Source organism: Gordonia sp. PS3, from assembly GCF_041950545.1.
In the GTDB taxonomy this organism is placed as follows: Bacteria; Actinomycetota; Actinomycetes; order Mycobacteriales; family Mycobacteriaceae; genus Gordonia; species Gordonia sihwensis.
Map to the genome: position 1 here is coordinate 1,306,761 of NZ_CP169524.1, position 25,974 is coordinate 1,332,734.

Genomic DNA, 25,974 nt, shown 5'->3' on the forward strand with positions numbered 1-25,974 from the left:
CGCTACCGTCGCAGTGGAAGCAGCTTGACGGGCCGGCGCGAACTGCATTACGCAATGGCCGGTGGTAACACCGTCACCGAACCATCTTCACGCCGGAGAATGTCAATCGCGACGTCGTTCTGCAGCCCCGGGCGCGACACTTGATCGCCGAGCTTGCGGAGTCGATACGTGGTGTGCAGCAGCTTATCCACTGAACTAGAACCGAACGTGAAGTCGGCTAAACCGTGCGACCGGTCGATTTCGAGCGACGACAGTCGCAGGCGCACGAAGTCGAGCTCGCTGATCAGCGCTTCGAGGTTCTGGGTGTCGAGCTTCAACGCCTCGGCGAAGTTCTTGAACTCATTTCCTTCGTCCTGTTGGGCGTGTTCAACGGCCTGCAGGACGACGACGCGTCGTTTGAGTGCGATCGCGAGATCCGCGAGTTCGAGGTGTGCGTAGAACTCGCTGTCTGCCGAATCGATCCCCTCAATGGCGGCGGCGAGGACAGGGAGCTCCACTTTGTCAGCGGGGAGCCTGTCGAGCGCTGTGCGCCACCGCTTGACGCGGCGTTCCGCGGCGGCGATCGCTGTATCGATCGCATAGACCGCTGGGCCGAGTGCGATCGTCGCGCCGATGTTCCCGTTATCGAGCAGAACTGCAGTCGCCTTGTCGATAGAGTTACGGCATCCGTCGAGCTGGTTGCGTTCGTCGTCGAGCCGGTCCTGGTGCAGCTTCTCGAGGAGTAGGGTGATCTTCTCGATCGCGGCCTTGCGTTGCTGCTCGGCATAGACGCTGGCACCGGCCGCGACCGCCAATAGAACGAGCGGCGTCGCGATCGCCATTGCGCCCGCCGCCGCACCCGCAGTCACCGGCACGAAGGTCGCCTGCGCGCTGATCCCTTTACTGCCGACGAGAGCGCTGTGTACACCGCCGGCGGCCGCGCTCGAGGTCATCGGCTTGAGGATGTTGCCGCTAACCTGCGAGGCGACTCGTGCAGGCACAACCATCCGGTAGAGCGTCTCACCGCTGCTCGCGACTTGAGCGGTGGCTTTCGGCGTGTTCACCGCGAATGTCGCCAACTGTTGCGCGATCGGGCTTGCGCTGCCGAATTTCATTCCGTGCGAGGTGTCGAGAGCCTCCGGCCGCGGTCGGACCTCGAGCGTGGTAACGGGCGATTCGGCGAGCACGGCCAGTACGCTGCGCAACTCGGCGAGTCGTCCAGCGGTCATCGCCTTGTCGAGTGCTACTGGGACGTTGACGTCGTCCGTGGTGAGCGTCCAGATGGGGACTACGTTCCCAGTCTCGGTTGTCATGGAGAACCTCGATCTCTTCGAACTCGTCAATCTCTTGTAACTCGTCGTAGATCAGTGGAGTCACCGCGCACTTTAGCTGTCGCCCCTGACAAGGTCCGGACGCCCCGTGCTATTCGTGCAGCGTCCAGCGCCGTTGGTTCAGCGGGACCGGTCGGGGCAGCGGGCCGCAGTCGCTTGTGATCGTCGAGAAGGCGCTGGTGTCGGACATACCGATGTTGAAGACCGCCGGATCCTTTGAGGTGGCGCAGAGGACCGGCTTCCACCGCCTCAGGGCGGGGCGGTCTGTCGGCGTGACGGGTGTGATGCGCGGGGTGATGCTTTGTCGTGCCCGAACGCAGTTGCCGGCTCCGGCAGAGGGTTGGGGATGGTGACGCCCGACTTCTCGCCATGCTGGAGGCGGACGGTCGCACCGGGGGAGGAACCGTTGAATACCCAAGTCGGCGTGTATGAAAGGGCAAGATCCTGCGCAGTTTGGGGCTGAAGTTGTGACGGAGGATCCGTGTCGTAGTGCCGGAGACGTGTCGAATCAGGGATTCGCCGGAACTGCGCGTTCACTACGTGACCCGGAACTTAGGACGGCCCGCTTTCGCGGTGCTCAGTCGGAGGCTTCCGTAGTCGAGATCAATCGGCTCATCTGGAGGATCAGCAGGGCTGAGCAGCGAACCGGCGAGCTACCGTATGTCGATCCGACCTTTGGCGGAGTAGGCGCTACGGTTGTGCTGTTGCTGAAGGCACCGCAAGCGGACGCAGACCCGAAGCTGGGCGATCAACGATTGATCTCTCTCGATAACGACGATGAAGGTGCCGCGCATCTCTTTCAGCTGATGCGAGACCTCGGTGTCGACCGTCAGCGTTGCGTGCCGTGGAACATCTGTCCCTTCCCGCTCCCGCCTAGTCGGTTCGATCCGAGTCCCGAGGAATTCGAACGGAGCCGACCCTACTTCGACAAGTTCATGGACCTCATCGAAGCGCCGGAGGTGGTCCTTGTTCTCGGCGCAGCAGCTAGACGTGGTTGGCAGCAGCATGATTTCGTTGATCTCGCGCGAGGCTGTCGAGTCGTCTACGGTCCGTCGCCCTCCCCACCCGGAATCGACAACCGCGGCGCGCTGAATCGGCTGCGCGATGCGTTCGTCGACGCATTCGAGATCGAGATATGACAGGGCGTCGGCGACTCTGGTGCGTTCGCCGGTGACATCGCACTGAGCAACTCCCGAATGATCGACTCAGTGTCCGCACTGAGATCGATTGTCGCGAAACGGATCCGATGCGCGGAGTTCGCGACGTGCTACTCGGTGCGCTGCCTGATGGTGTCACGCTGACTAAACGTGCGACCGAAGCGTTAGCGGGGTACCGATCGCAACGCGCCGCGGACGTTCATCCGACGTCGATTGTGATCCGGCGCGATGACCGCGGCGACTGGCGATGGTGGACGTGGGCGGGAGCCAAGGCGAATCGCACGTTGGCCGCGTGGGCACCGGACCTGATTCCGCCCCGGCAACGGCTTGGTGCAGAGTCCGTTCGGTTGCATTCTGACCTGACACGAGACGACATCCGCGACGGCATTGCCGCGGTGCTGGCTTCGAATGATCGGCCGTTGCCCGCCGTCGACGCACGCGCGGTGAAGGGGCTCAAGTTCTCCGCGGCGCTGCCGATCGCGCTTGCTCAACGAACGTTGGCTGTCCGGGGGATGGATACTCTCGGGGCGACAGCGGTTCTCCGGGACAGCGTGTCGTATCGCATCGGCGGTGATCAGTCATAGGTTCGCAGTGAGTTCTCCATACTCCGGAAGCTGAATCGGACTCTCGCGAGCTGCGATGATACGGAACGCCATCGTCGCCAGCGCGGCGCTGTGCGATCCTGCCCACGGGGTGGCCCGCTGCCTCATCGCGGCAAGTGACATCGCGCGAACACTCTCCGCGGACTGTTGGGGAGTGTCGGTCGACAGCAGCACGTCCAGCACGGTCCCAGCCGGGGTGCATAGGCGATTGATCTCGTCGAGGCTCTTATAGCTGACCAGGTCGACGATCGCCGGCCGACCGGGATATCGAGTCTCGGCCACGAGGCGCGTTCGTTTGAGGCCGAGTCGGCCGGCGAATGAGCCCCGGATATCTGCAGCGAATGTTCCCGCGGGTGCGTTGACATACATTGTCGGCGGGGTACCGGCGTCATTCTCGGGCCGCGAACAGTACGCAAGCTCGACGCCACCGACGTTGACCGTGAACCCGCGGCCACCGCCGGTGTCGGGCCAGTCGGTGACGGACCAGAACCGGCCTTCGGTCTGCTGCGGGGCAGGGATGAACAACTCGATGATGGTTGCTAGATCGTCGATCATCTCGGCCCCGAAGGGGGAACGGAAGACACGTGAATGCTTTCCGACCCGGCGCTCGGCCCGTCGCCGGATCGCGTCGATGTCGAGCGTGTCCGCTTGATCCAGCCACGTCCTTTGAATCTGGGGATCGATGAGGTCGTCTAGAGTCGACTTCTGGTCATGGCCGAGATTGTGAACGCGGTTCCGCAGAACGTGCTGGCCCCGCTGCCGCGCGATTTCGGACCGCTCTGGACCGTCGAGATCCCCGCTCTCGATAGGACGGAATTGAATCCTCTCAATATCGGTCCACGCAGGGTGATGAACAGTGTCTCGACGGTGTTGGTAGAGCCGCCTTCTGACGTCGGTGGCCTTGCCGACATACCGCTGCCCGCCTGTGAACTCGAGGACGTAACAATCTCAGCGCAGTGCTCCCGCGCGATCAGATGACGTCACGCATCCGCTCAGCGTACGCGGCGAATCCGGCGGACTGTCGGACGCGACGGCTTGCTCACTCGAACAGACGACCCGCTATTGCGTTGAATACCAACCACAATCGGCACGGTGCCGCGCAAGTGCCTCAGCTGATGGCTGGTCGCTGTCCGACGCCGGAAGCTCGATCTGTCTGCCGTGCAGGTGGGCGTACTTAGTCCTGCGGAGAGCGGGCGAGAGCGCCACGCGATAGTCCTCGTCGATAGTGAGTTCATGGAGGTCGAAGAGGGTGTGAATGTCTGAGCGGAGCAGGAGACCGTTCTGGACGTGGTGGTTGTCGGCGCCGCGATACGGATCGATGTGGGCCGCTTCGAGTGCGTTCGGCACGCGGTAGCCGGTGATCGCACACGTTTCGTCATAAGCCGCGCGCAATTGCTTCCGAAACGCAGGCTGACCTTGACGAACGGCGATCGCTCGCTTGACTACGCTTCGCGAATCGGTGCCGCTACTCGGGCGGTACGGTTCGAGGTCGTCGACGGGGCTCGGCCGTTTCGGCGTGCCGAAGGTGAGGTCCACGCCTCTCGCAGCACCCGGAATGTACAGACCGCGCATCAGCTGGACGTGAACAATGTCGTAGAGCGGACTCACCGGGGCGGAAGCCGCGAGACCCTTGCCCAAGGTGTCCTGGAGCTCACTCCACGTCGGATTCCACTTGGGAGAGGAGGCGAGCGGTTCGAACGTGAATCGGTGGGTGTAGCCGCCGGAATCTGCGTCGACCCAGCGGGCCGGTCGCATGTCACCGGTAAGCGGCGTCAACCCGTCCTCGACCCGGCCCCAGCCCTTCAACCCGCCGTCGGGTGCTCCGCCGCCGAGCCAGAAGAAGACGTCGTCACCGGCGGAGATCTTTTTGAACGCGCCATAGTTCCGGATATCCCAGAGGCAGTCTTCGATCGCGAAGTCGGCGTGTTCGGGAGTGGTCTCGCTGATCTTCACGATCCAGCCGGCCATTTGTACGCATGCCCAATCCAGGTTCGCTCCGGGTGGAGGCATGTCCTGTGCGGAAGCCTGTCGGGCCGTGCTCGTTTCGTTCGTCGGTCTTCAGTTGTCGGGTCGTGCGGTCACGCACGCGCGGGGATCAGCCTGCGCAATGCCTCGCGGGTCTCCGGATCCGTCGAGTAGATGATCGTTCCGACCATCCCGCGAGTGAGAAGCACTTTGTAGACGTGGCGGAGCAGGAGGTCGAACCGAAGGTCGGAGACCTTCGTGCGATTGCGGAAGTCTGGATCCTTGTTCGCAGCTCGGACGCTGACGAATCCGCCGTCGCGCCAGACGAGGTCGGGACCGAGGATGACGCCGCTCCAGTCGTACTCGAAGCCCTGCGCGGTGTACACGCAACCGACTTGGCCGAAGCCGCCGTCCTGCGTCGCCCAGAGTGCGGCCGGCGGCGCGTCCCCGAGTCGTCGGTTGGCAGGGGAGTTCCACGGACGATGCCAGTCGCCGATCCGGACATCGGGGACGAGGTGGCCGTCTGGCGTCGGCTTCGACCACGGCCAGCAGTACCCTGCGGCCATGCGCGCTGAGTAGCCGTCGTCGAGCTTCGTCTGAAGTCGGCGTTCGAGGTCCCACGGGCTGTCGACCACTTCGACCTGAAACTGTGGGTCTGGACTCCATGGGTTGGGTGCCGCCGGACCGGCGAGGCCGAGCAATCGTTGGACCCAACGGACGTACTCTTCGCTACCGCCACAGCGGAACTGTGATTCCAACGGAATGTGGACGACCTCGAGTCCCAGAGACTTCGCATAGGCGGTGATCTGCTCCAGCGATCCCATCTCTCCTGGGCGGACCACTTGGTGCTCGTCGAGTAGGAACACCGGTACCCGGGCCGCGGAGATCAACTCGTCGACCTGCGGGCGCCCGGTGCGGAGTTCGGCCTTGGTGTATCGGTCGACAGACGTTTCGCGTACACGGTGCGCCTCGTCCATGATCAGCACGTCCAGGCCGTTGGTTTCCGCGGTCATGAAACTGTTGAAATAGGCGAACATCTTCTGAACGCGCGGTGCTCGATAGCCAGCGACCTTCCGCAGGGTCTGGGTGAATGATCGGGACCCCGTCGCATGCAGGACGGACCTGCCCTGCCGTGCGATCTCGCCGAGTAGCTCCAAGGCGATCACGCTCTTACCGCTGCCGGGACCGCCCGTCACGACGATGACGCGTTTCGAGTTGGACCTCCGTGACTGCTCGACTTGATGCAGCACCAGGTCAACAGCGAGTTGCTGGTTGCCCAGCAACTGGAACTGCGAGCGGTGCTTGACCTCGTCGGCCGCAACCTTCAGCAGCTGGCGAGAAGGGGCGACGTGCGAGTTGAGCAGAAGATCGGCAGAGGTCTTGCCTGCGACCCCGGCAGCGAGTCGAGTCCGGAGGAAGTCGTGGAATCGTCCGCGTTCGGCAGCAGTGAACAGCTGCCCACGAGTACTGACCGGGACGCCGCGGAGGTCGGCGACGAGCGAGGGATCGGTGGCATTGTGCAGGTACGCGACGCCGGCGAGCGAGTCCGGTTGATCCTCAAGGACGCGCGCGAAGTCGGCGAGGTAGTCGCAGTAACCGCGCACCTGATTGATCGGATTCAGCTTCGGGCCGCCGGGCATGCCGGGTACGTCGACGAGTTCGCTGCTGTCCTCGAAGGCGTACGCGGCCGTCCACTGCTTGAGCTCGACAACGACGTACGACGGCGCGCCGGTCTCCGGGTGAACTCCCGCTAACACCACATCGGCGCGCTGTGACGTCAGTGGCATGTGGTACTCGATGAGCATTTCGACGTCTGCGAGGCCGGCGTCGCGAAGGTCGTCGGCGAGCGTGGGAAGGCTGCGACGCCAAGAATTCTGCTCGCGCGGGCCTGCCCTACGTCCGGTGGCGAAGACCATTTGCTCCAACAACTGCTCCACCAGCGAATCAGGTTGAGAGAAGCGCACGTCAGTGGCGGTGGTGCGAAGCAGCGTCACAGATAAGTCCCCAGGGCAGCACGAAACATCGTGCGGGTGGGGACATATCAGGCGGTGCGGTGCACCAGAAGTCCGTCGGGCCGCTTTTGGTCAGGTTAGCGGATGTGCGATGGGTCCGGAACGACCCGCGGTGGCGGTGAGTCTCGTTGACTGGTCGATTGTGCGTCGAACAGTGCGGCAGGCGCGTCAGGAAGAAGTTATTCACCCAAATTGTCAGAGTAGCGTGCGACACTTCGTTCGAACTTCCTGGCGGACCTGCACCAACGGTGGAATCGCCTGGAGCTGAGCGATTCTGGTGGAGGTGCTAAGTGGCTGCGGTGCTCGAACGCCTGCTGTGGATCTGGGGCGATGACGGCAAGTTCGTGATCGACGACCGGCACCTGTGGCTGCTCCGAGAAGGCGGTGGCGCGGACCGGGATTCGGCCCTGCGTCTCATGATTGCGCAGATCGACTCCTTTGCGGTCGCGGAAACGGCTGACCGTCGATATCGCGTTCGACCTGTGCTGACCTCGTTGGCGAAAAAGCCCGGCGCGGAACTGGTGCAGAATTCGGCTCGAGACGCGATTGAGATGCCATACGAGGAGTACTGGCGGTTGTGTGAATGGGCCAGAAGCAGGGGCCTGCAGATCAAGAATCCGTCGAAGGACCAGCGGAACGCGTCGATCAGGAGATCTGTTGACCCGCCGACGTCGACCGTTGTCGTGCCGAGGCCTGCGCGGCCGACGCCGCGTGAATTCGTCGATGTGCTCGACCGTTCGTGCGGAATCGCGACCGTGGGGGAACTGGTCGCCGCCCTGGGCACGCGTCTTGAGGCGTGGGGCGTCGACTCGAAGGATGACGCAGCGGTGGTCGAGGCGTTCGCTGCCGTCTCGGCCAGTACTGAAGTGCGAGGGCGGCTCGTCGTGGTGCGGCGTCAGGAAGGCAAGCAGAAGGGGCGCCATCGCAAGATGATGAAGGTCTTAGCCGCCATTGACGCGCACGGACGAACGGGCGACCCGATCATGCTCCGGGAACAACTGAAAGAGCTTCGCCGGTTTGCCGCCGGCAGTCGATTCCGAGCGTTGTGCGACGCGCTCGGTCTGGCACGGTCGGAGTCAGTCCACACGGAAGGCCGCAGTCGACCGCGGTCGGATCACGCTCGGAGCAGTGGGAAGGGAGTCTTGCCAGAACTTCCTGACAGCCGTGCTGAATCGCGTCGACTGCTGGCTATGGCGCGGGACTGGCCGGTGTCCATGGGCAGCATCGTCAGGGTGAGCCTCGATGCCGGTGAGCAGCGAATCAATGGCGTCTGCGACACGTCGACCGGACGCACTCGGATCACGAGCGGGGCTTTGGACGGTCGGAACTTTCTTGATCCGACTTCGGCTGCGATCGCGGCTGTGGGGCAGAGTCGCCCCGGCACGGAGCTGCCGACCGACGGTTGGGCAGTCTGGGTCGCGAACGGACGCACGTTGGCAGAACTGGTCGGGGAGAGGGCGACGCGGTGACGGCGCAGAGTGTGCGAGTCGTTCGGCGGCCAGCGCCGGACGGTATCGCTGATTCAGAACTCGTTGTACCAACAGGCTGGGTCGAGGTTCCGGCTGTCGAGGTTCCGGACGGTGGGCAGGAACTACTCGATCGTGTCTCGATCTGCCGAAAACGGGGCGTCGCCGAACTCCTCGACATCGCCGACGCGCTCAACCTCGACGCGGGGCTGGTCCGCTATGCGCTGACCGTGCTCAGCCCGCTCGTCGAAGTGGTCCCGATTCTTCCAGATTCAGACACGGTGCAATCCGATGGTGCCGACTCCGAGTCGACCGTTGTGATTCCGCAGGATCCGGCTGTGAGCCGTGCTCTGAAGTCGGCCGCCGAACTCGCTGCCGCGCTGCCGACGGCACGGATCGAGACCGCGAGACTGCTGTTCAAGGTCGCCGCTGCAACTCGGCCACTGACTGTCGAGCGCGCGAAAGCGATCACACGGTTGGGCGGCGATGACTTCGAGGACATACTCGATGACTTGGTTGTGTCCGGTGATCTGATTCTGACCGCAGAGGAAGGACCACGCGCATGGACCCGAATCAAGTGACGTTCGACAAGATCGAACTTCGGGACTGGCAGCGCGAGGCGCTTGATTCCTGGATCGGCACTGGGCGTCGGGCAATTGTTGAGGCGGTGACAGGATCCGGTAAGACGACCCTCGGTTTGGCTGCGGCCGCCGACGCGTTGAGCAGAGGAGTCCGAGTACTGGTCATCGTGCCGGGAACACCGCTCGTTGAGCAGTGGTATAGGGCAGTACGCACCGCGCTCGGGCCGATCCGGATTGGCCGATCAGGCGACGGTTTTCATGATGAGTTGGGCGACGTCGACGTTCTGATCACAACAGTTCAGTCGGGATATCGCGATACGTTCGCAGTTCCCGACTGTCAGATTCTGTGTATTGCCGACGAGGTTCATCGGTATGGGTCGGAGAGCTTCTCTCGGGCATTGAGGGACTCGTTCACCGAGAGGTTGGGCCTCACTGCGACCCTTGAGCGATCGGACGACGGCGTAGAGGAGAAGCTCCTGCCGTTCTTCGGCGAATCCATCGTCGGCTGCGATTATCGGCGTGCCCGAGCGGACAAGATCATCGCACCGATTCGGGTGATGACCGTCGCGGTTCAATTCTCGGCACTCGAGTTCAATAGGAATCAACGACTCGAGGACGAACTCAGACGCGAACGCCGGAGCCTGATCGACAACTACGGGTGCAGCGAGTCGTCGTTCGGGGTGTTCTTTCGACAAGTGCAGGATCTCGCCAAGAACGGCGATTTCCGGGCAGCCAGGACAGCGGGCCGGTACTTGCACGCGTTCTCTGCACGACGTGAACTGCTCGCTACGTGTCGGGCGAAGCTGAAGGCCATTGAGAAGCTCGGTGCGGTCCTCGCCGGCGCAGGCAAGACACTGGTGTTCTCCGAGACGAAGGAGTCGGCGCGAGGGTGCGCCGACGCGCTGGCGAGCGCTGGCGTCTATGCCGAGTCGATGTCGAGTGACGACGTCGGCGCCGAGCGAACCAGGCTGCTCCGGCAGTTCGATGAAGGGCGAATCACCGCACTCGCGGCACCGCGAATCCTCGACGAGGGAATCGACGTTCCGGAAGCGGATGTCGGAATCATCGCTGCAGCGAGTTCATCCCGTCGACAGATGGTGCAGCGGATCGGCCGAGTGATCCGGGTGAAACCGGATGGACGACCCGCATCATTCGTCATTCTGTACATGCAGAGCAGCATTGAGGACCCGGCCAGAGGGGCGCACGAGTCGTTCCTCGAGCAACTGCTGGAGATTGCGGACGAGAAACTCGACGTACCGGCCGACGGCGCTGCGGTGCAGCTTGCGAACTGGCTGGGGCAGTCGATGGAGACGGTGGAATCGGCACGAAGCATGCCGCGACTCCACGCCCTCAGCGCTGTCGTGAACGGCAAGGACGTTATCGATCCGGTTCGCGCTGGCTCTGTAACTAACGTACTTCTCCATGAAGCGATCAGGGCGGATCCAGATCGATTCGATCTGCTGCTGTCATGCCTGGCGATTCTCTCGCCGCAGCAGATCCGGGTCATCGTCACGAGATTCGGCCTCGGCGGCGGGCCTCGGCGTTCGGTCCGTGAAACCGCTCAACTTCTGAGGATCGGCGCGCGCGACGTTGTCCGGGTAGAAGACGAGTCACTCGGTCGCCTCGAGGGTCAGGACGTGCTGCCGATCATACAATTGCTGTGCGGTGAAGCCTGATTGCGTGATCGACGATGCGACCGCTTGTCACAGCCCTATGCCAAGGTGAGGGTAATGAACCTCATGACACCGGACGGAGGCCACAATGTCTGGCGGGATCGGCGCACGGACTACAGAAGAAGAAGTTTGGGACCTCTTCGAGCAGACCGATACCCAGGATGAAGTGGCGTTCATCGTCGCCGCAGCGATGAAGGGTGACGCTGAGCTGGCGACTCAACTCGGTGATTCCGGGGCCCAGCAACCGAAGCCGCACCCCGGTGGCGAGCTGCGTGCCGATCCAGTCAAAGCCTACGTACGGAGCATCGCCGTTGAGGGTTTCCGCGGAATCGGTGCCAGGGCGACACTGAACGTGAGCCCGCGCCCGGGCATCACGGTGGTGAGCGGGCGAAACGGGTCGGGCAAGTCGAGCTTCGCAGAGGCGCTCGAGTTCGCCATCACAGGTAAGAGCTACCGATGGTCGAAGGACAAGAAGGCGGCGTTCTGGAAAGACTCGTGGCGGAACAAGCACCACGGGCATCCATGCACCATCTCGCTCAACTTCGTGGGTGAGCCCGACGACTTGGACCACGATTCGTTCGCCGTCCAGGTCGGCGTCAAGTGGGCCGCCGATGAGAAGGACGTCGAAGCGGCAACGTTCTGGGCCAAACTCGGAGACGGTGCCAAGACCGACCTCGACACGTTGGGATGGACGAGGCCGGCCGAGATCTATCGGCCGATTCTCAGTTACGACGAGGTCGGCGGATTGTTCGAGGACGGCCGGTCCGCGCTGTACGACGCACTCAACAAGATCCTCGGACTCGACGAGATCGGCGACGCGGAGAAGCGGATCAATGCAGAGTGCAGGGCCGCAGGCGAGGATCGCAAGGCCGCCGACGCTTCGTTGCGCCTCTTGAAGAAGTCGTTGGCGGCGTGCGACGATCCGCGTGCTGCGGCGGTGCTTGCCGAGGTCAAGCGTCGCCCGTACGACCTGGAGGTCGTGTCTGCGGCGATTGCGGGCAGCAGTTCACCGCAGACCATGGTCATCCATGCGTTGCGGGCCTTCGCCGAGCAGCCCAGGGTGACGCTCGATGACGTTGTCGGGCGCACTGCCGAGCTGCGGTCAGCTCACGCGGCGGTGGTCGGAGGGACTGCCCGGGTTCTGGAACTACTGGCCGAGAAGGCCGACTTGCTGCGTTCCGCGCGTGCCTACGTGGCGGCGGCAGAAGCGGACGACTGTCCGGTCTGCGATCGTCCCCTTCCGGAAGGGTGGGATGACCGCGCAACGACAACGCTCCACGAGTCGGATGCCCGGCTCGGTGAGCATCGCACAGCGCTGGCCCGACTCGTATCCGCGAAAGACGACGCGGAGTCGATTCTCGGCGGACTCGCGACGATGGACGTGAGCGGGATCGAGCTCGAATCGCATGACGCCTATCAGACGGCGGTCGCCGCAGCGCGCGCTCTGCCCGACGATTCCGCAGAGTGGGCTTCGCATCTCGATGCGAGGATGCCCGAGGTGATCGACGCCGCGGAAACGCTTGCGGCGGAATCGAGGCAGCGTGCCGACGAGCTGGAGGACGCGTGGTCGCCGGTCGCCGTCGAGGTCGCAGCCTGGATGCGGGCGGAAAAGACAGCACGAGAGAAGCAGGGACGACTCGATCGTTTGACCGCGGCCAAGGACTGGCTGCGCGATCAAGGCGAGGTTCTCAGGGAGCGACGACTGGAGCCGATCGAGTCAGCCGCGCGAGACATCTGGGCGCTGCTCCGGCAGGAGAGTGGCGTCGACCTCGGCAGCATCGCGCTCGAAGGCTCCGGGACCTCGACTCAACGGCACGTGAGCGTGCGCGGGGCCGTGGACGGCGAGGAAACCGGCGTGCTCTCGGTGATGAGTCAGGGGGAGCTGCACGCGCTGGCTCTCGCGCTGTTCATCCCGCGTGCGACAGTCGGTGCGAGCCCGTTCGGGTTCCTCGTGCTCGACGATCCGATCCAGGCGATGGACCCGGCGAAGATCGACGGCTTCCTCACTGTCTTGGAAGAGCTGTCGAAAACCCGGCAGGTGATCGTGTTCTCGCACGACGACCGGCTGCCTGCCGCCATCCGCAGGATGTCGGTGGAAGCAGATTTGATCGAGGTGAGCCGCGAACCTGGATCGCGGGTCATCGCGAAGCGCGCCGAGTCGCCGGCTCACCGGTACGTCGACGACGCGTTCGCGCTCATCGTCGATGACGGGGTCACCGATCTGGTGAAGGCGCGGGCGGCACCGGGACTGTTCCGCCTCGCGGTGGAAGCTGCGGCCCGGCAACGATTCTTCACTGAGTCGATGAAGGAGGGGAACGCCATCGGTACGGCGGAGAAGCGGTGGTCGGACGTGCGAAACACGGGCCCGTCGGTGGCGCTGGCGGTGTATGGCGATCAGAAGAGGCCGCTGGGCAGTTGGGTGAATCATCGGCAGTACCGCAACGCGACGCTCAGGGTCTGTACCAAGGGTGTTCACAACGGTCAGATCCTCGATCGCGGATCGGTCAGAGACTTGCGCAATACGGTGGACGACATTCTGGACGGTCGATGAACACGGCGGCGCTCGCGCTCCTCGGCCATGCGTCCGCGCTGCTCTCCGGGGGCGTCACCGTTGAGTCGGGCAACTCCGCGCGCCTCGCGGCGTTCCTCGCGCGGCAGGCAGCCGAGATCTTGATCGATCAACGGTGCGAGGAACTCGGCGCACCGTGCCCGAACGGAACGATGCGGTCGAAGATATCGATCCTCAAGTCGCTTGATCGGCACGGTCCCGGCACCAACCTGATCTACGCCTGGCATCGACTGAGCGAGTGTTGCCACCACCACTCATACGAGCTGCCGCCGACCGTGTCCGAGGTGCGTGCGCTGTGCGCAGCGCTCGTGTGACGCGACGGCGGTGAGCTGATGAACGTGGACTGAGTCGGTCGAAACGGCGATGACGAGTTCTCTTCGTGCAACGTCTTCCTGTGGCAGAAGATTCGCACAGGCTGTCCGCGATGCATGTCATGATCGCCGTGTGGAGACCAACAAGCGCACACCACAGGAACTGTTCATCCAGCCTCAGCACTTCGTGATTCCGCTGTTTCAGCGAGGGTATGTGTGGAAGCAGGAAGAGCAGTGGGAACCACTGTGGAAGGACGTCTGTCGAGTCGCCGACTTCCACCTGGCAGAGCCGGGCCGAGTCGTCCAGCACTTCCTCGGCGCTGTCGTGCTGCAGGGAAGTGAATCGCGGAGCTACACGATGCCGATGTGGAACGTCATCGACGGACAGCAGCGGCTCACCACGTTGCAGATCATGATGGATGCAGTCAGTGCCGCCATCATGCGGGACGGCACCGATCGCTATGGTCGCCGTCTCGAGGCGTTGACGCACAACTCTCCTGACTACGTGCCAGTGGGCGAGAGCCGACTCAAGCTGCGCCACCTCAACAATGATCGCGCCGCATTCGACGAGGTGATGGATGCCGAGCCGCCGGTCGACTATCCCGCATTGGTTGCCGGCGATTCACTGATCGTTCGCGCACACCAGTTCTTCACTACGGCCGCCGCGCAGTGGCTTGGAGACGTTGACGACGACAGATTCGTAGACAGGGCGGAGGCTCTGGCGACGGTGCTGCAATCCGATCTTCAGCTGGTCACCATCGAACTCGCGGCCGCAGAGGACTCGCAAGAGATCTTCGAGACGCTGAACGCCCGTGGCACCCCGCTCACCGCGGCCGATCTCGTCCGCAACTTCGTTTTCCAGCGGATCGAGGCCGAGGGCGGAGACGCCGAAGAGGTGTACAAGGAGGTCTGGCCCTTCGAGACCAAGTTCTGGGCGGCGGAAGTCAGTATCGGACGCTACCTCGCGAGCAGGAGCTCGGTGTTCATCAATCAGTGGCTGATGGCGCGGACCGGCGAGGATGTCCGCCTCCAGGCGACCTTCACGCGATTCAAGAGCTACGTCGAACATCTCCCCGACAGTAGGGTCGGGGAGTTGCTCCCCGTGATCAAACAGCAGGCGGACGCGTACGAAGGGTGGACGAATGCTGCGAGCCGTGCGGAGGGTTCCCTGGATCGGACCGAGCTGGCCGTTTATCGAATGAAGGCCGCCGGATCGGAGGTGCTCAAGCCCCTCCTCATATGGCTGCACGAGCCCGCTCGTCAGCTGCCATCGTCGGTCATCGACCAAGTTGTGGGGGTATGCGAGAGCTGGGTCCAACGTCGCCAGCTTCTTCGGCTGACGAACACCGACATCGGTCGCGTCGTCGCCGATCTCATGCGTGTCAATACAGCGACGCCGGCAGACGAACTGGTGAAGCGTGTGACGGAGTACCTCTCGAGGTTGAACTTCACCAGCAGCTACTGGCCGGGGGACGCGGAGGTCCGAAGCACGTTGGTGTCGGAGAACGTCTACCGGCGGTTCCCGAGGCCACGTCTGCGGTCGCTTCTTGAAGCGATCGAGAACGAGTACCGGGCCGAGACCGGTCAACCTCAAGTGCCGCGCAGTGGCCTTCCGATCGAGCACATCCTGCCTCAGAAGTGGGAGGAGAACTGGCCCGTAGGCGACGATGCCGCGGCGCTCAGACGCCAGGACCATGTGCATCGCCTCGGAAATCTGACGTTGTTGACCCAGAAGCTCAACTCAAAGGTGTCGAACTCACCGTGGCCGATCAAGCGCTCGGCGTTGCTCCAGAACAACACCCTCACGCTCACCGGCAGACTCGTTGAGTCGACGAGTGGCGCCGAATGGGACGAGGAGATGATCGACCAGCGGACTGAATCGATGATCGACACCTTGTTGACCGTGTGGCCGGTGCCGGATGGTCATACGGGCACGGTGCTCGACCCGCAATCTAAACCACAGGAGTGGGTGGAGCTCAAGCATCTGATCGACGCCGGCTTGCTGGCCCCGGGGGAGGTCGTCCAGCCAGTTTCACAAGACTTGGCGGGAACCCGGGCAATCGTGACGGCGCACGGAACGCTTGCACTCGACGGGCGTGAGTTCAGCACGCCCTCTGGCGCCGGTCACCACGTGCGGAAGCGTGCCACCAACGGGTGGCATTTCTGGGTCCTCGACGACGGACGGAAGCTCAACGACCTGCGAGCGGACTTCCTCGCTTCGAAAGGATAGCCTCCGCCGTTACGTCGGGGTCTGTACGCAGGCCAGTCCCTACCCCTGCAGCCGCTTCAGCGCAGCACTCAACCGCTCAACGGTCCCATCCACATCCATCAGCTTGTCCACGCCGAACAGGCCGATGCGCAGCGATGAGTAGTCCTCGCCCTCGCCGCACTGCAGCGGGACGCCGGCGGCGATCTGCAGACCGACCTCCTTGAACGCGGCGCCGGTCTTGCGGGTGGCGTCGTCGGTGAAGGCGACGACCACCGTCGCGGCATCGAAGCCCTCGGCGGCGACCGACGGCATGCCGTGTGCGGCGAGCAACTCGCGGACGCGGGTACCCAGCTCGATCTGGCGCTTGCGCAGTTCTTCGACGCCGAGGTCGACGGTCTTCTGCATGAGCTCGACGTTGTGCGCAAGCGAGTCGGTGGGCATCGTCGCGTGGTACGGCGCCTGGCCGTCGACGTACGAGTCGCTGATCGACAGCCACTTGCGCAGGTCCATCGCGAAGCTGGTGGACGTCGAGTTGAGGACGGCGTCGCGGCCGCGCTCCCGCAGCATCACGTAGCCGGCGCACGGGGTGCCGCTCCAGCCCTTCTGAGGGGCGGTGAGGAGGACGTCGACGTCGATCGCCTCCATGTCGACCCACAGCGCGCCGGATGCAACGCAATCGAGGACGAACAGTCCACCGACCTCGTGGACTGCGGTGGCGAGAGTCGTCAGGTAGTCGTCGGGCAGCACGATGCCGGACGCGGTCTCGACGTGGGGCGCGAAGACGATCTCCGGGCGCTGCTCGCGGATCGCGGCGACGACCTCGTCGATCGGTGCCGGGGCCCACGCGGTCTGGTGCGCGTCGCTCGTCGGACGAGCCATGCACACGGTCACCTGATCGGTGATGCCGCCGGCCTCGAGGATCTGCGACCACCGGAAGGAGAACAGGCCGTTGCGCACGACGAGCGCACGACGACCGGTCGCCAGCTGACGGGCGACGGCCTCCATGCCGTAGGTGCCGCCGCCAGGCACGACAGCGACGCTGCCTGCCTGGTAGGTGGTGCGCAGGATGCCGAGAAGATCCTGCATGACGCCGATGAACCGCTTGGACATGTGGTTCAGGGAGCGGTCGGTGAACACCACCGAGTACTCGAGCAGGCCGTCCGGATCGATGTCGTCATGAGGAAGAGTCACCCGTCCAGGGTCTCATGTCGTGGTCGTTCGCACGTAGTCGGCCTGGAGCGATCGCAGCTGGGCGAGGGTTCGCCACCTCGGTATCCACATTGCCCGCGCGGCCTATCTCAGCCGAACGTTGGAGAAGTACTCGGAGTGGCCCGACACGTTTGCCGTGACGTCGTGATCCTTGATCTTCGGAAAGCTTGAGCCGAAGCCGTACAGACCCAGCGGCCTACTACCGGCTTGGGCTGATTGGTAGGCGAACTTCAGAACCTTGTCGTTCTTAGACATGTAGTTATGCACGCACTCATCCACGGCGTCGTTCAGGGGACGCCAATCGCCCTTGGCTCCTTCTGCGGCTCCGAGTACATGCAGTGCTTGGATTCGCGGTGCACCCGCGCTGGTGCCGAGGGTCTCAGTTGCGGTGATCATCGCTCGGGCACCTAGACTGTGGCCGACCAGTATGTAACGCTCCGCAGTCGTCCGCGCAATCACACCGGCGAGCGCGACGCCTGTGCGGTCGGCCCGAACAAGTGCGGTGTGCCACGGATTTTTGACGACCTCGGTGCCGATGAAAAGCGCACCGGCCACTGGCACCTTCTTGGCGGCGACCTTGCCGGCCCGCGCCGCTGCGCCGGCCACTCCAGCGGCAGCCTGTTGGGCCCCGATGCCCTTCAGCGCGAGCTTGCTGAGTGCTTTCAGTTCCTTACTGCCCCAATGCACGCGGTAGATCGGCGAATCAGGATAACGACGTTCCACCATCTGCATCGCGGCACTCCATTCGGTGTCGCTCTCCGTCAGGAAGCCGCGCGCGACGATCACGGGGGTTCCGGTGCCGTCGCGAAACTTCTTGATACTGAACGAAGGGTCCTCGCCGATGTAGGAGTTGGTGATGATGCTGCCCATTGCTCCGCCCAGCGCGGCGCCGGCGGCAGTGACGACATATGTCCCGCCGACCATGCCGAATGCGAGGGCTCCTCCGCTCGCGACGGAACCTCCGCCGAGCAAGGCGAGACCGTAACTGGTCGCGGCAGCGCCGGTGTACCCAGCCAGACTTCCGATAGCTCCGCCGATCGCCGGCGCGGCGAGCATGCCGCCCGTCGCCACGACGCCAGCTCCTGCTCCGATCGCCATCGCAACCTTGGACAACCGGGAGAGGTTTCGCTCGTCGAACTCGTGCAACTGCGCGTAGTCGGCGATGTCGTCGACCTTCTCCGTGGCGCGCTCGAAGCTAGGGATGTCGTGCCGATGCTCGGCACAGAAGCGAGGTACTCGCACCGCTCCCGGCCGGCGGATCGCCATGTAGGTGCAGTTCGGGGCGGCACAGGTGAGGGTCGGCGTCCCACATTCCTGACACAGGTACGTCGGGACGCGTGTCGCTGAGGACTTGACACTGCGATGATTGGCGAGCGTGTAGCACCCCGAGCAGTAGTCAGACTTCAGTTTGTCGCCGGGTGCTTCCACCAGAGGAGCCAACTCCTTGACGACCTTTTCGTGGGCAGCAGCTTGCTTCAGATGACTTTGTTTCTTGTCGGCAGCCTTCGAACGTCGGTACAGCTTCTCGTGACGGGCGTACGCCCACGTGTTGTGCACGAGTGCCCGGTTCTCGGTCATCAGGTTGTCGCCGTCGACGACAGGTTCGACATCGCTCAGGTCGCCGGAGACAGTGAGACGGAAGCCGAGAGGGGAACGAACTTCACATGACATTCCCGAATGAGATGCCGGCGTGAACGTGAGTGTGGTGGGCATAGGTCCTCGCGTGATGTAAGAGGTGGTGGTTGAGGATTGATCGCTAGTTCGGGTGAGGGTTCTGAGACAGACGTTCAGCGGGCGGCCCGGTAGACACCGTCGTCGAAGGTGATCTGGCCTGTTTGAAGTGCCAGGTCAAGACACGACTCGAGACGATCTCTCGAAGGCTGCGCAAGTCGTGTCAGGCCGAATTCGCCAAGAGCCGCGCGAACCACCTGCTCCGCGTCCTTTCGACGGCCATCGGCCGCGTAGACGAGGGCATTGATGATCTCCTCCGGGGCGATCTCGTCGAGTGCGCGCTTGTCGTCGCCGACAGCGGGAACTCGGAATGCCGACCACGTACCCGGATCGAGCTGGACCGGCCACACGAACGACCCCAGATCTCCGTACTTGATCAGGTTCGACGGCAGCAGAGTCTCGACGAACTGCCTGCGGCGTCCGTGAGCCTTCTCGAATCCGAAGCGGCGCACGATGCTTCCGCTGAGGGCGGTCAGTTCGATCGGCCCGCAGGTGTTGACGGTGTCGATCAATGCGTTGCGAATCGTGGCGCGCAGGGCCGCGTCGTCGGTGTTCTCCAGATCGTCGCGGGAACCGAGTGGTGTGGTCGGTACCTGCTGATACACCTGCTTGACGGGCACGCGAGACGTCGGCTCGTCGATCGTCGCGGCCGCGGTGCTCGCGATGACCAACGATGGTTGGGATGCCGGGGCGTCGTCGTACCCCTCGGGGGCCTCCGAGGGGATGGGGGATTCGAGGACGGTCTTGGATTCGGGCGCCGAAACGTCTGCAGGATCCTCGGATTCCTCGACGGCAGGAGCCGCAACGACTTCGTCCGGGGGTGACGATTCGTCATCGACCGGCACGTCGTGGGGCCGCTCGCCGTTCGCGGACGCGGCTGCGACTCGCTCGGCCGCAGCCTGTTCAGCGGCAGCACGTTCGGCTTCCGCCCGCTCCTCCTCGGCCACCTCCACAGCTGCCCGCACCTGAGCGATCGCGGACTGGGAGTCGCTCAGCCACTCCGGCAGCCAGACGCGCAGCACGCTGCTCCAGCCCATGCGGTCGTGCAGGAGACCGGGCATCACGTCGCGGTCCGTGACGGTCTCGCGGCGATCCCACCGCGGCCCGTCGAGCATGACGGCGACCTGCCACCGCTCCGACTGCGGCGAGCGGACGGCGATGTCGACCACGAAGTCCGACATCCCGTAGTTCTGCTGGACCTCGAATCCGTTGTCGCGCAGCGTGTCCGCGATCTGCGTCTGCAGGGAGTCGGAGCTCTTCGGGTCGAAGGTCTCGGTGCCGGAGGTCTGGGCCGCGGCGGCTTCGAGGTAGCCGCGCAGGTGCGCCATGCCGATCGAACGCGTCCGGCTCAAGTCGATGTCGGTCGGGTCGAACGAGCTGAACACGACCACCTTGCGCTTGGCGCGAGTGACGGCGACGTTGAGCCGCTTCTCGCCGCCGGCGCGTGTGAGCGGACCGAAGTTCAGCGGCATCTGCGAGTCGCCGGGCCGCTTCGAGAACGCGGTCGAGAACAGGATCACGTCGCGCTCGTCGCCCTGGACGTTCTCCAGATTCTTGACGAACAGACCGTCGACGGCGTCGGCGTCCAACAGATCCAGAATGGTCTCGTCCTTCGTCTCCTCCAGCAGATTGAGGACCATGTCCTGCTGCTGGCGGTTGAAGGTGACGATGCCGATGCTGCGCTGCGGAGGAGTGGCGTGGACGAGGCGTCGAACTTCCTCGACGATCGCGTCGGCTTCGACGCGGTTGGTGCGGTAGTCGTTCTTCGTGTCCTCGCGGTTGAAGTGACCGTCGACGCGGCGCCACTCGATCCCGGCGTCGGCACTTCGTCCCGGGCTGGGCAGACTGGCGAGCTTGGAGTCGTAGTACTTCTCGTTCGAGAACGCGATCAGCGACTCGTCCTGACTCCGGTAGTGCCAGGTGAGTGGGAGTCGGGGCACGCCGGATTCGACGCACTCGGTGAGGATGCTCTCGAGATCTTCGGGAACCGATTCCTCAAGATCCTCCTCGTCCTCGGCGTCACCGCCGGAGGCGACGCCGATCATCGTGGGCGGCATCTGCTTCGAATCGCCGACGATGACCGCGGACTTCGCGCGTCCGAGGGCGCCGATGGACTGAGCGACGGTGACCTGGGAGGCCTCGTCGAAGACGACGACGTCGAAGGTGATGGAGCCCGGCGGCACGTACTGCGCCAGTGAGCTCGGACTGACGAGGAAACACGGTGCGGCGGCCTGGATCTCGGGGCCGTACTTGTGGACGAGCGACCGCACGGTCGACGCATTGCGCTTGCCGCCGAGCGCGCGATGGAGATCGCCGAACTTCCCGGTGAGGCGATCGGGATCGAAGGAGCGCTGGGCGGCGAGCTGCGCGGGGAGCGCGTCGGCGAGCAGTTCACGGATCCTGTCTGACGCGGCGGCGAAGTCGCCGACGTTGCCGTCCTGTTTGGCCTGAACGAACTCGGTGAGACCGCCATGCGCCAACCGCTCGCGGACGGAGGTCCGGGCGAGGCCGGCGAGGAATCGCGCCTCGCCCTCGGCTGCGGGGGTGCGGCCGGCGAGGAGGTCGTCGGCGATGGCGTCGAGCCCCGCGTTCCGCAAGGGCTGGAGGTGGTTCTGCAGGGTGACGTATCGCCGCACGACCGCCGCGCCGCGGTCCGTGATGTCCGACGACCACGCCGCCTGGGTCTGGTCCCACGCGTCGAGCCAGCGACGACCGCCGCGCCACCGGGCCTGGGAGTCGATCGTGGCACCGAGGGCTCCGACCCAGGACCGCCACGCGGCCCCGAGCTCGGACAGCACGTCGAGGGTCTGTGGGCCCACCGCGCTCTCGGCTCGCAGCGCCTGCCACTCGCGGGGGTGGTTCCGGGCGAACTCGAACACCGTCGACAGCCGCGCGGCGACGCCGTCGAGGATGGTGCGAGCGGCGGGGTCGAGCGGATCCCACGTGGTCGGGAGGTGGCTCCCGAGCACGTCGGCGACGGAAGCGCGGAGGCTCTGGTGCTCGGCGCGCAATCCGGGGATCGAGTCGAGGAGAGGCAGAGCGTCCTCGAGCGTGACGTCGACGCCAGGGTTGAGGACCGCGCGCAGCAGGACCGTGGCCTGTTCGGCGCGCTTGCGCTTACCGAGCATTCCGTGTTGCGAGTCGCGGATCGCGGTGGCGATCGTCGCGGCGTCGCCGGTGGTGAGGAAGGTCGGGATGAAGCGATCGGTGTACGGCCGCGTGCGCTCGATGAATGTCGTGAATTGGCCGGTGCAGTGCTGATACTGCTGCTGCCAGGCCGGATTCTGGAACCTGACGAGTTCGTCCGCCGTCACGACCGGCGAGCCGGCCTCCCACCGCGCATGGGCGACGAGCGTGTCGATCGCGTCGGGATCGTCGAGCGTACCGGCGATGCGTTCCGCGGCCGGGTCGGCGTGAAGTGCGGCAAGAGCTCGCCCGGCCCGGGCGCATTCCGCAGCGAGCACATCGTCGGTCCCGACCTCGGCGCCGATCACCCACGGGCTGTCGGGGACGGTGTCGGCCGGTCTGGCGGTGCGGCCGAAGTCGAGCAGGGCGTCGCGCACGACGCGCATCTGCTCGGCCGAGGTGGTCGCGGCGAACGTCATCGGAATGTCGAGATACGGACTGTCCGGGTTGCTCGCGACCGCCTGCGCCGCGCTCCACAGCGAGTCGTTGGCGGCGTTGCGGTCGTGGATCAAGCCCGGATACACGTCGAGAGTCTGATGCCGGACACGCCAGGTCGCGACCTCGGTGTCCCAGGTGCGCTGGTTGTAGTCGGCCTTGAACTCGAGGGCGTCCTTCAACTGCTTGCGGATGTTCTCACTCTTCTGCGCGGCACCGTGCAGGTCGAGCGTGAAGGGCGCCAGTCCGACGGCCTCCAGACGTCGCTTCACGACCTGCAGCGCGGCCTGCTTCTCCGCGACGAACAGAACGGTTCGTCCGGCAGCGAGGTTCCGGGCGATCAGGTTGGTGATGGTCTGGGACTTGCCCGTGCCGGGAGGTCCCTCGAGGACGAACGTGCGTCCCGCCGCGGAGAGCTCGATCGCCTTCAGCTGCGAGCCGTCGTAGTGGACGGGCAGCGGATGCGTGGTCTCGCGCGGTTTGAACGCGTCGAGCGGCTCGTCGGAGGTGGCCTCGGGATCGATGAACGTCTCACCCGCGGTGTGCGTGAGGTGGCGGACGAGTGGGCTCTGCTCCAGCGTGTCCCACGACTCCTGCAGGTCCTGCCACAGGCCGAGGGTGCCGAACTTGAAGATCGCGATCGCCGCGGTCTCGTCGATCCGGAAGTCGAGGTTGTTGTGCAGCAACGCTTCGCGGATCGCGGACAGTGCGGCGGGGATGTCGATGCCGGACTCGTCGGTAGGCGGGTTGTTCAGGGCGTCGATGACGACGTTGTGCTTGACCCGCAGCCATTCGATGAGGCAGTGGTTGGGTGCGGCGATACCGGTGGTGTCGACGATGATCTCGTAGCGGCTCTTGCCGGTCCCGCCGACGACGCGGACCGGGAGGAGGAACAGCGGAGCGTTGGCCTCGCTGCCGGTCGTGGTGCGGTGGACGAGCGACCCGAACGCGATGAACAGGTTGGTGTTGCCCGTTTCTTCCAGGAGTGTGCGGGCGCTGCGCTGCAGGTGCTTCATCGTCGCGAGGTATTTCTGCTCGCTGACCATCGCGAAGACTTCGCGGCGCTTGGCGAGGACATCGATGAGCGCGTCTTCGCCGAGGTCGAACGGCGAGCGGACGCCGCTGAGGACCTGCACGCCGCTGAAGTCGTCGCCGGGGCGGAGCGTCAGCTTCTTGCCCGCATGGACGAGATCGTCCGCCATGGCGAGTGCCTGTCCCGGCAGGACGAGATGAATCACCTCCCGCGACGGCCGCATGTTGAGCAGGCGATTACGGGTGCTGAGGTCGAGCAGTGCGCGCTTCCACTTCTTGACGCGAGTGGGGGCGTTGTCGGTGAGGTCGAGCACCTGGTCGTCGTCGCGGATTGCGGTCAGGGTGGCGGGCAGCGACAGATCACGAGTGGCCGCAGCCTTCGAGAGCTCGGCCTGCGCCATCTGCTGCTCGGTCTGCACGCCGGTCGCGAAGGGTGTGACACCGGCGTTGCCTGCCGCGCGGACGTCGAGGACGAACATCAGGCTCGACGGATTCGCCAGGTGCTTCGCCGCCGCGTTGACCGCCTGGAGGAATGTGGGAGCGTTCTCACCGCCGTAGAAGGCGGCCTCCAGGATCACCGCGCGGCCCGACTCGGCGAGGTTCAGCATCTTGTTGGGCTCATCGAGGACCGGGCGCGGCAAAGCGGTGTCCTCGCGCATGAATCCTACGAAGGCGTGACCCTTCGTCAGCCAGATCAGCGGGTTCAAGCCCGCTTGTTCGAGGCAGGCTGCGTACAGCACCGCAAGGTCGATACAGGTGCCGAACCGCTGATCGAGAACGTCCTGTGGACTGCGGATCTTCTGACCGAGGTTCTCGAACGACGCCGGCGGGTTGATGTAGCGGAGGTTCCGGGCACACAGAGCGGCGTAGACGGCGGCGGCGATGGTGCCGGCACGCTGGGGACCGCCCTGGTAGCCCTCGAGCGAATTGCTGCCGGTGGAGGTCTGGAGGATGTCCGACGCCTCGCTGAGCAGGGCGTGCACCCCGGCCGTGTTCGGCTGGACGAACGATGCGAGCGATTCGAAACAGAAGGAGGCGGCGAACCATTCGTTCTGGGCGAGGAGTCGCAGCGGGATGTCGACGGAGATCGACCGTTCGTCGACCCCGGCCGCGACGACGATCTGTGCGTCGTACGCCTCGTTGAGGGTGCTCAGGTGGTGGCGCGAGGGAGCGACCGCGCGGATCAGTTCCCAGCGATGTGCTTCGCCCGGCGCGAGTCGCGGCAGCGTCTCCGACCACTCGGGAGCAGTGCCGTCCGCCAACCCGGACAGTCGTGCCGTCACGCGCAGGTCGTCGATCGGCCGATCGCTGACGTTCGTGATCTGAACCGACCGCAAGATCGGCACATTGTTGTGCAGCAGAGCGAGATTCGCGATCGGGTGGGCGAAGACGTCGAGCTTGACCGCGCCGTCGGACGCGTCATGACCGAGGACGAGAGAAGGGGTCACAGTGATCTCCTGGAGCGCGTTACTGGAGGGTGAATAGGAGGGCGGAAGAGCGGTCGACTTGAGCGATCTCGGTCGATTGGCCGGGAAGTCGGTGCCACGATCCTCCAGTTTGAGTGAGATGCCTTACTTGCCTTACTTGCCTTACTTAAGGGCTTAACTATAGGACTGGGGTCTGACATTCGTCCGTTCGATCGACAGGTCTGGGGAGCTGTCGTCCTGGTGTACCGCGGGTGGTGACACCCGTGCCCCGATCACTTCGCCGATCGCTCGGCCCAGTCGCTCGACCGACTCCGGGTTGACCGCGAAGTGTCCGTCGAGCAGGACGTCGTTGCGGATCGCCACCGTGATCGCCTGGACACGCTGGTCGTTTCCGTACTGTGTCTGGGGCACGTACCGCCGCGGCTGCGGTATGTCGGGTCCGGCGGAGACCAACTCACCGAACGCGATGACCGCCGCATCGAGAAGCGCCGCCGGAGTGTGTGAAAAGTCGATGCCGCGACAGACCTCGGGGTGTGGCTGCGGCTGATCGTCGACTGGAGTCGACTCGTTCGGGTACGAACTAATGTCGACGATCACGGCGCGGCCGGTCGCGGTCAACCGCTCTTCGATCAGATCGGTTACCAGCCAGGCGTAGGGCTGGATGTGGTCGATCGGGTCCGCATCACCGGGCAGACGTGCTGCTTCTGGTAGCGGCGAGAGGTCGTTCACGATCAGGTGCGGGCGAACCGCCGCGTGCGTCCGCGCGCACTTGGCCACCGATTCGGTTGCGGCGTCCAGGGACTCGAGTGGGATCGACGGTGCGATGGAATCCGGCAGCGCGAGCTGAGCACGGCGGGCGACATGAAGCAGGACCGGCGAGTCGGGGTTTCCGTTGAGAATCGTTGCGCGAGGGGGCATGTTGGTCCTTCACACGTAGTGGCGCCGACGAACGGCACGTCCCCGCCCATGCGGCAACGTGACAGACAAGCACGGGCCTACGACAATCCGGATCCTCGATCTACACGTGGCGGTCCGCTCAGGGTCGGCGGAAGTCCTCGCGATCATTCATGTCAGACCCTCCGGATAACATCGAATGCAA

The 25,974-nt window shown here is 64.5% G+C and carries 17 protein-coding genes; 9 read left to right on the forward strand and 8 right to left on the reverse strand.

Annotated elements, in window-relative coordinates; genetic code table 11:
* Positions 1 to 47 precede the first annotated feature (47 nt).
* Positions 48 to 1,292, reverse strand: coding sequence for a hypothetical protein (locus tag ACE11G_RS06060; RefSeq protein WP_375003933.1), 1,245 nt, complete (start codon positions 1,290 to 1,292; stop codon positions 48 to 50).
* Between the two features lie 722 nt (positions 1,293 to 2,014).
* Here ACE11G_RS06060 and ACE11G_RS06065 point away from each other — a divergent pair.
* Both ACE11G_RS06065 and ACE11G_RS06070 read left to right on the forward strand, forming a co-directional pair.
* A complete protein-coding gene (locus ACE11G_RS06065; protein WP_375003934.1) occupies positions 2,015 to 2,449 on the forward strand; it encodes a uracil-DNA glycosylase family protein in 435 nt (144 codons plus the stop codon).
* Between the two features lie 107 nt (positions 2,450 to 2,556).
* On the forward strand, positions 2,557 to 3,051 hold the full coding sequence (locus tag ACE11G_RS06070) for a hypothetical protein (protein WP_231875675.1): 495 nt from the start codon (positions 2,557 to 2,559) through the stop codon (positions 3,049 to 3,051).
* On the opposite strand, the gene ACE11G_RS06075 is transcribed toward ACE11G_RS06070, so the two are convergent.
* Positions 3,046 to 3,624 (reverse strand): hypothetical protein, encoded by a 579-nt coding sequence (locus ACE11G_RS06075; RefSeq protein WP_062366571.1) that lies wholly within the window; start codon positions 3,622 to 3,624, stop codon positions 3,046 to 3,048. The genes ACE11G_RS06070 and ACE11G_RS06075 overlap by 6 nt on opposite strands.
* A gap of 156 nt (positions 3,625 to 3,780) precedes the next feature.
* Between ACE11G_RS06075 and ACE11G_RS06080 the strand changes: the two genes are divergently transcribed.
* Positions 3,781 to 4,047 carry a hypothetical protein gene (locus ACE11G_RS06080; protein ID WP_062366572.1) on the forward strand — a complete coding sequence of 89 codons (267 nt, stop codon included), beginning with the start codon at positions 3,781 to 3,783 and terminating at the stop codon, positions 4,045 to 4,047.
* Positions 4,048 to 4,128: 81 nt separating this feature from the next.
* Here the strand turns inward: ACE11G_RS06080 and ACE11G_RS06085 are convergent, their stop codons facing one another.
* Both ACE11G_RS06085 and ACE11G_RS06090 read right to left on the reverse strand, forming a co-directional pair.
* Positions 4,129 to 5,037: an HNH endonuclease gene (locus ACE11G_RS06085; RefSeq protein WP_375003935.1), complete on the reverse strand. Its 909-nt coding sequence runs from the start codon at positions 5,035 to 5,037 to the stop codon at positions 4,129 to 4,131.
* A gap of 110 nt (positions 5,038 to 5,147) precedes the next feature.
* On the reverse strand, positions 5,148 to 7,028 hold the full coding sequence (locus ACE11G_RS06090; RefSeq protein ID WP_375003936.1) for a DNA/RNA helicase domain-containing protein: 1,881 nt from the start codon (positions 7,026 to 7,028) through the stop codon (positions 5,148 to 5,150).
* A 308-nt stretch (positions 7,029 to 7,336) separates the two neighbouring features.
* Between ACE11G_RS06090 and ACE11G_RS06095 the strand changes: the two genes are divergently transcribed.
* From ACE11G_RS06095 to ACE11G_RS06120, 6 genes are all read left to right on the forward strand, one after another.
* Positions 7,337 to 8,515 (forward strand): hypothetical protein, encoded by a 1,179-nt coding sequence (locus ACE11G_RS06095; RefSeq protein ID WP_375003937.1) that lies wholly within the window; start codon positions 7,337 to 7,339, stop codon positions 8,513 to 8,515.
* Positions 8,512 to 9,093: a hypothetical protein gene (locus ACE11G_RS06100; RefSeq protein ID WP_009677650.1), complete on the forward strand. Its 582-nt coding sequence runs from the start codon at positions 8,512 to 8,514 to the stop codon at positions 9,091 to 9,093. The genes ACE11G_RS06095 and ACE11G_RS06100 overlap by 4 nt, the downstream gene beginning before the upstream one ends.
* Complete coding sequence (locus tag ACE11G_RS06105; RefSeq protein WP_040517331.1) at positions 9,075 to 10,769, forward strand: DEAD/DEAH box helicase; 1,695 nt, start codon at positions 9,075 to 9,077, stop codon at positions 10,767 to 10,769. Before ACE11G_RS06100 ends, ACE11G_RS06105 begins: the two co-directional genes overlap by 19 nt.
* 85 nt (positions 10,770 to 10,854) lie before the next feature.
* The gene (locus ACE11G_RS06110; RefSeq protein WP_375003938.1) at positions 10,855 to 13,317 is read left to right on the forward strand and encodes an AAA family ATPase; all 2,463 of its coding nucleotides are present in this window, start codon (positions 10,855 to 10,857) and stop codon (positions 13,315 to 13,317) included.
* Positions 13,314 to 13,649 (forward strand): hypothetical protein, encoded by a 336-nt coding sequence (locus ACE11G_RS06115; protein ID WP_009677653.1) that lies wholly within the window; start codon positions 13,314 to 13,316, stop codon positions 13,647 to 13,649. The genes ACE11G_RS06110 and ACE11G_RS06115 overlap by 4 nt, the downstream gene beginning before the upstream one ends.
* 130 nt (positions 13,650 to 13,779) lie before the next feature.
* Positions 13,780 to 15,876: a DUF262 domain-containing protein gene (locus tag ACE11G_RS06120; RefSeq protein WP_375003939.1), complete on the forward strand. Its 2,097-nt coding sequence runs from the start codon at positions 13,780 to 13,782 to the stop codon at positions 15,874 to 15,876.
* Positions 15,877 to 15,915: 39 nt separating this feature from the next.
* On the opposite strand, the gene ACE11G_RS06125 is transcribed toward ACE11G_RS06120, so the two are convergent.
* The 4 genes from ACE11G_RS06125 to ACE11G_RS06140 all read right to left on the reverse strand — a co-directional run bounded on the left by ACE11G_RS06125 (position 15,916) and on the right by ACE11G_RS06140 (position 25,793).
* Positions 15,916 to 17,046 carry an aminotransferase class V-fold PLP-dependent enzyme gene (locus ACE11G_RS06125; protein WP_009677655.1) on the reverse strand — a complete coding sequence of 377 codons (1,131 nt, stop codon included), beginning with the start codon at positions 17,044 to 17,046 and terminating at the stop codon, positions 15,916 to 15,918.
* A gap of 102 nt (positions 17,047 to 17,148) precedes the next feature.
* Entirely contained in the window at positions 17,149 to 18,777 is a 1,629-nt protein-coding gene (locus ACE11G_RS06130) for a DUF726 domain-containing protein (protein ID WP_009677656.1), read from the reverse strand.
* 74 nt (positions 18,778 to 18,851) lie between these two features.
* Positions 18,852 to 24,896, reverse strand: coding sequence for a DUF4011 domain-containing protein (locus ACE11G_RS06135; RefSeq protein ID WP_375003940.1), 6,045 nt, complete (start codon positions 24,894 to 24,896; stop codon positions 18,852 to 18,854).
* Between the two features lie 153 nt (positions 24,897 to 25,049).
* Positions 25,050 to 25,793, reverse strand: a complete 744-nt coding sequence (locus tag ACE11G_RS06140; RefSeq protein ID WP_375003941.1) for an N-formylglutamate amidohydrolase — start codon at positions 25,791 to 25,793, stop codon at positions 25,050 to 25,052.
* Between the last annotated feature and the right edge of the window lie 181 nt (positions 25,794 to 25,974).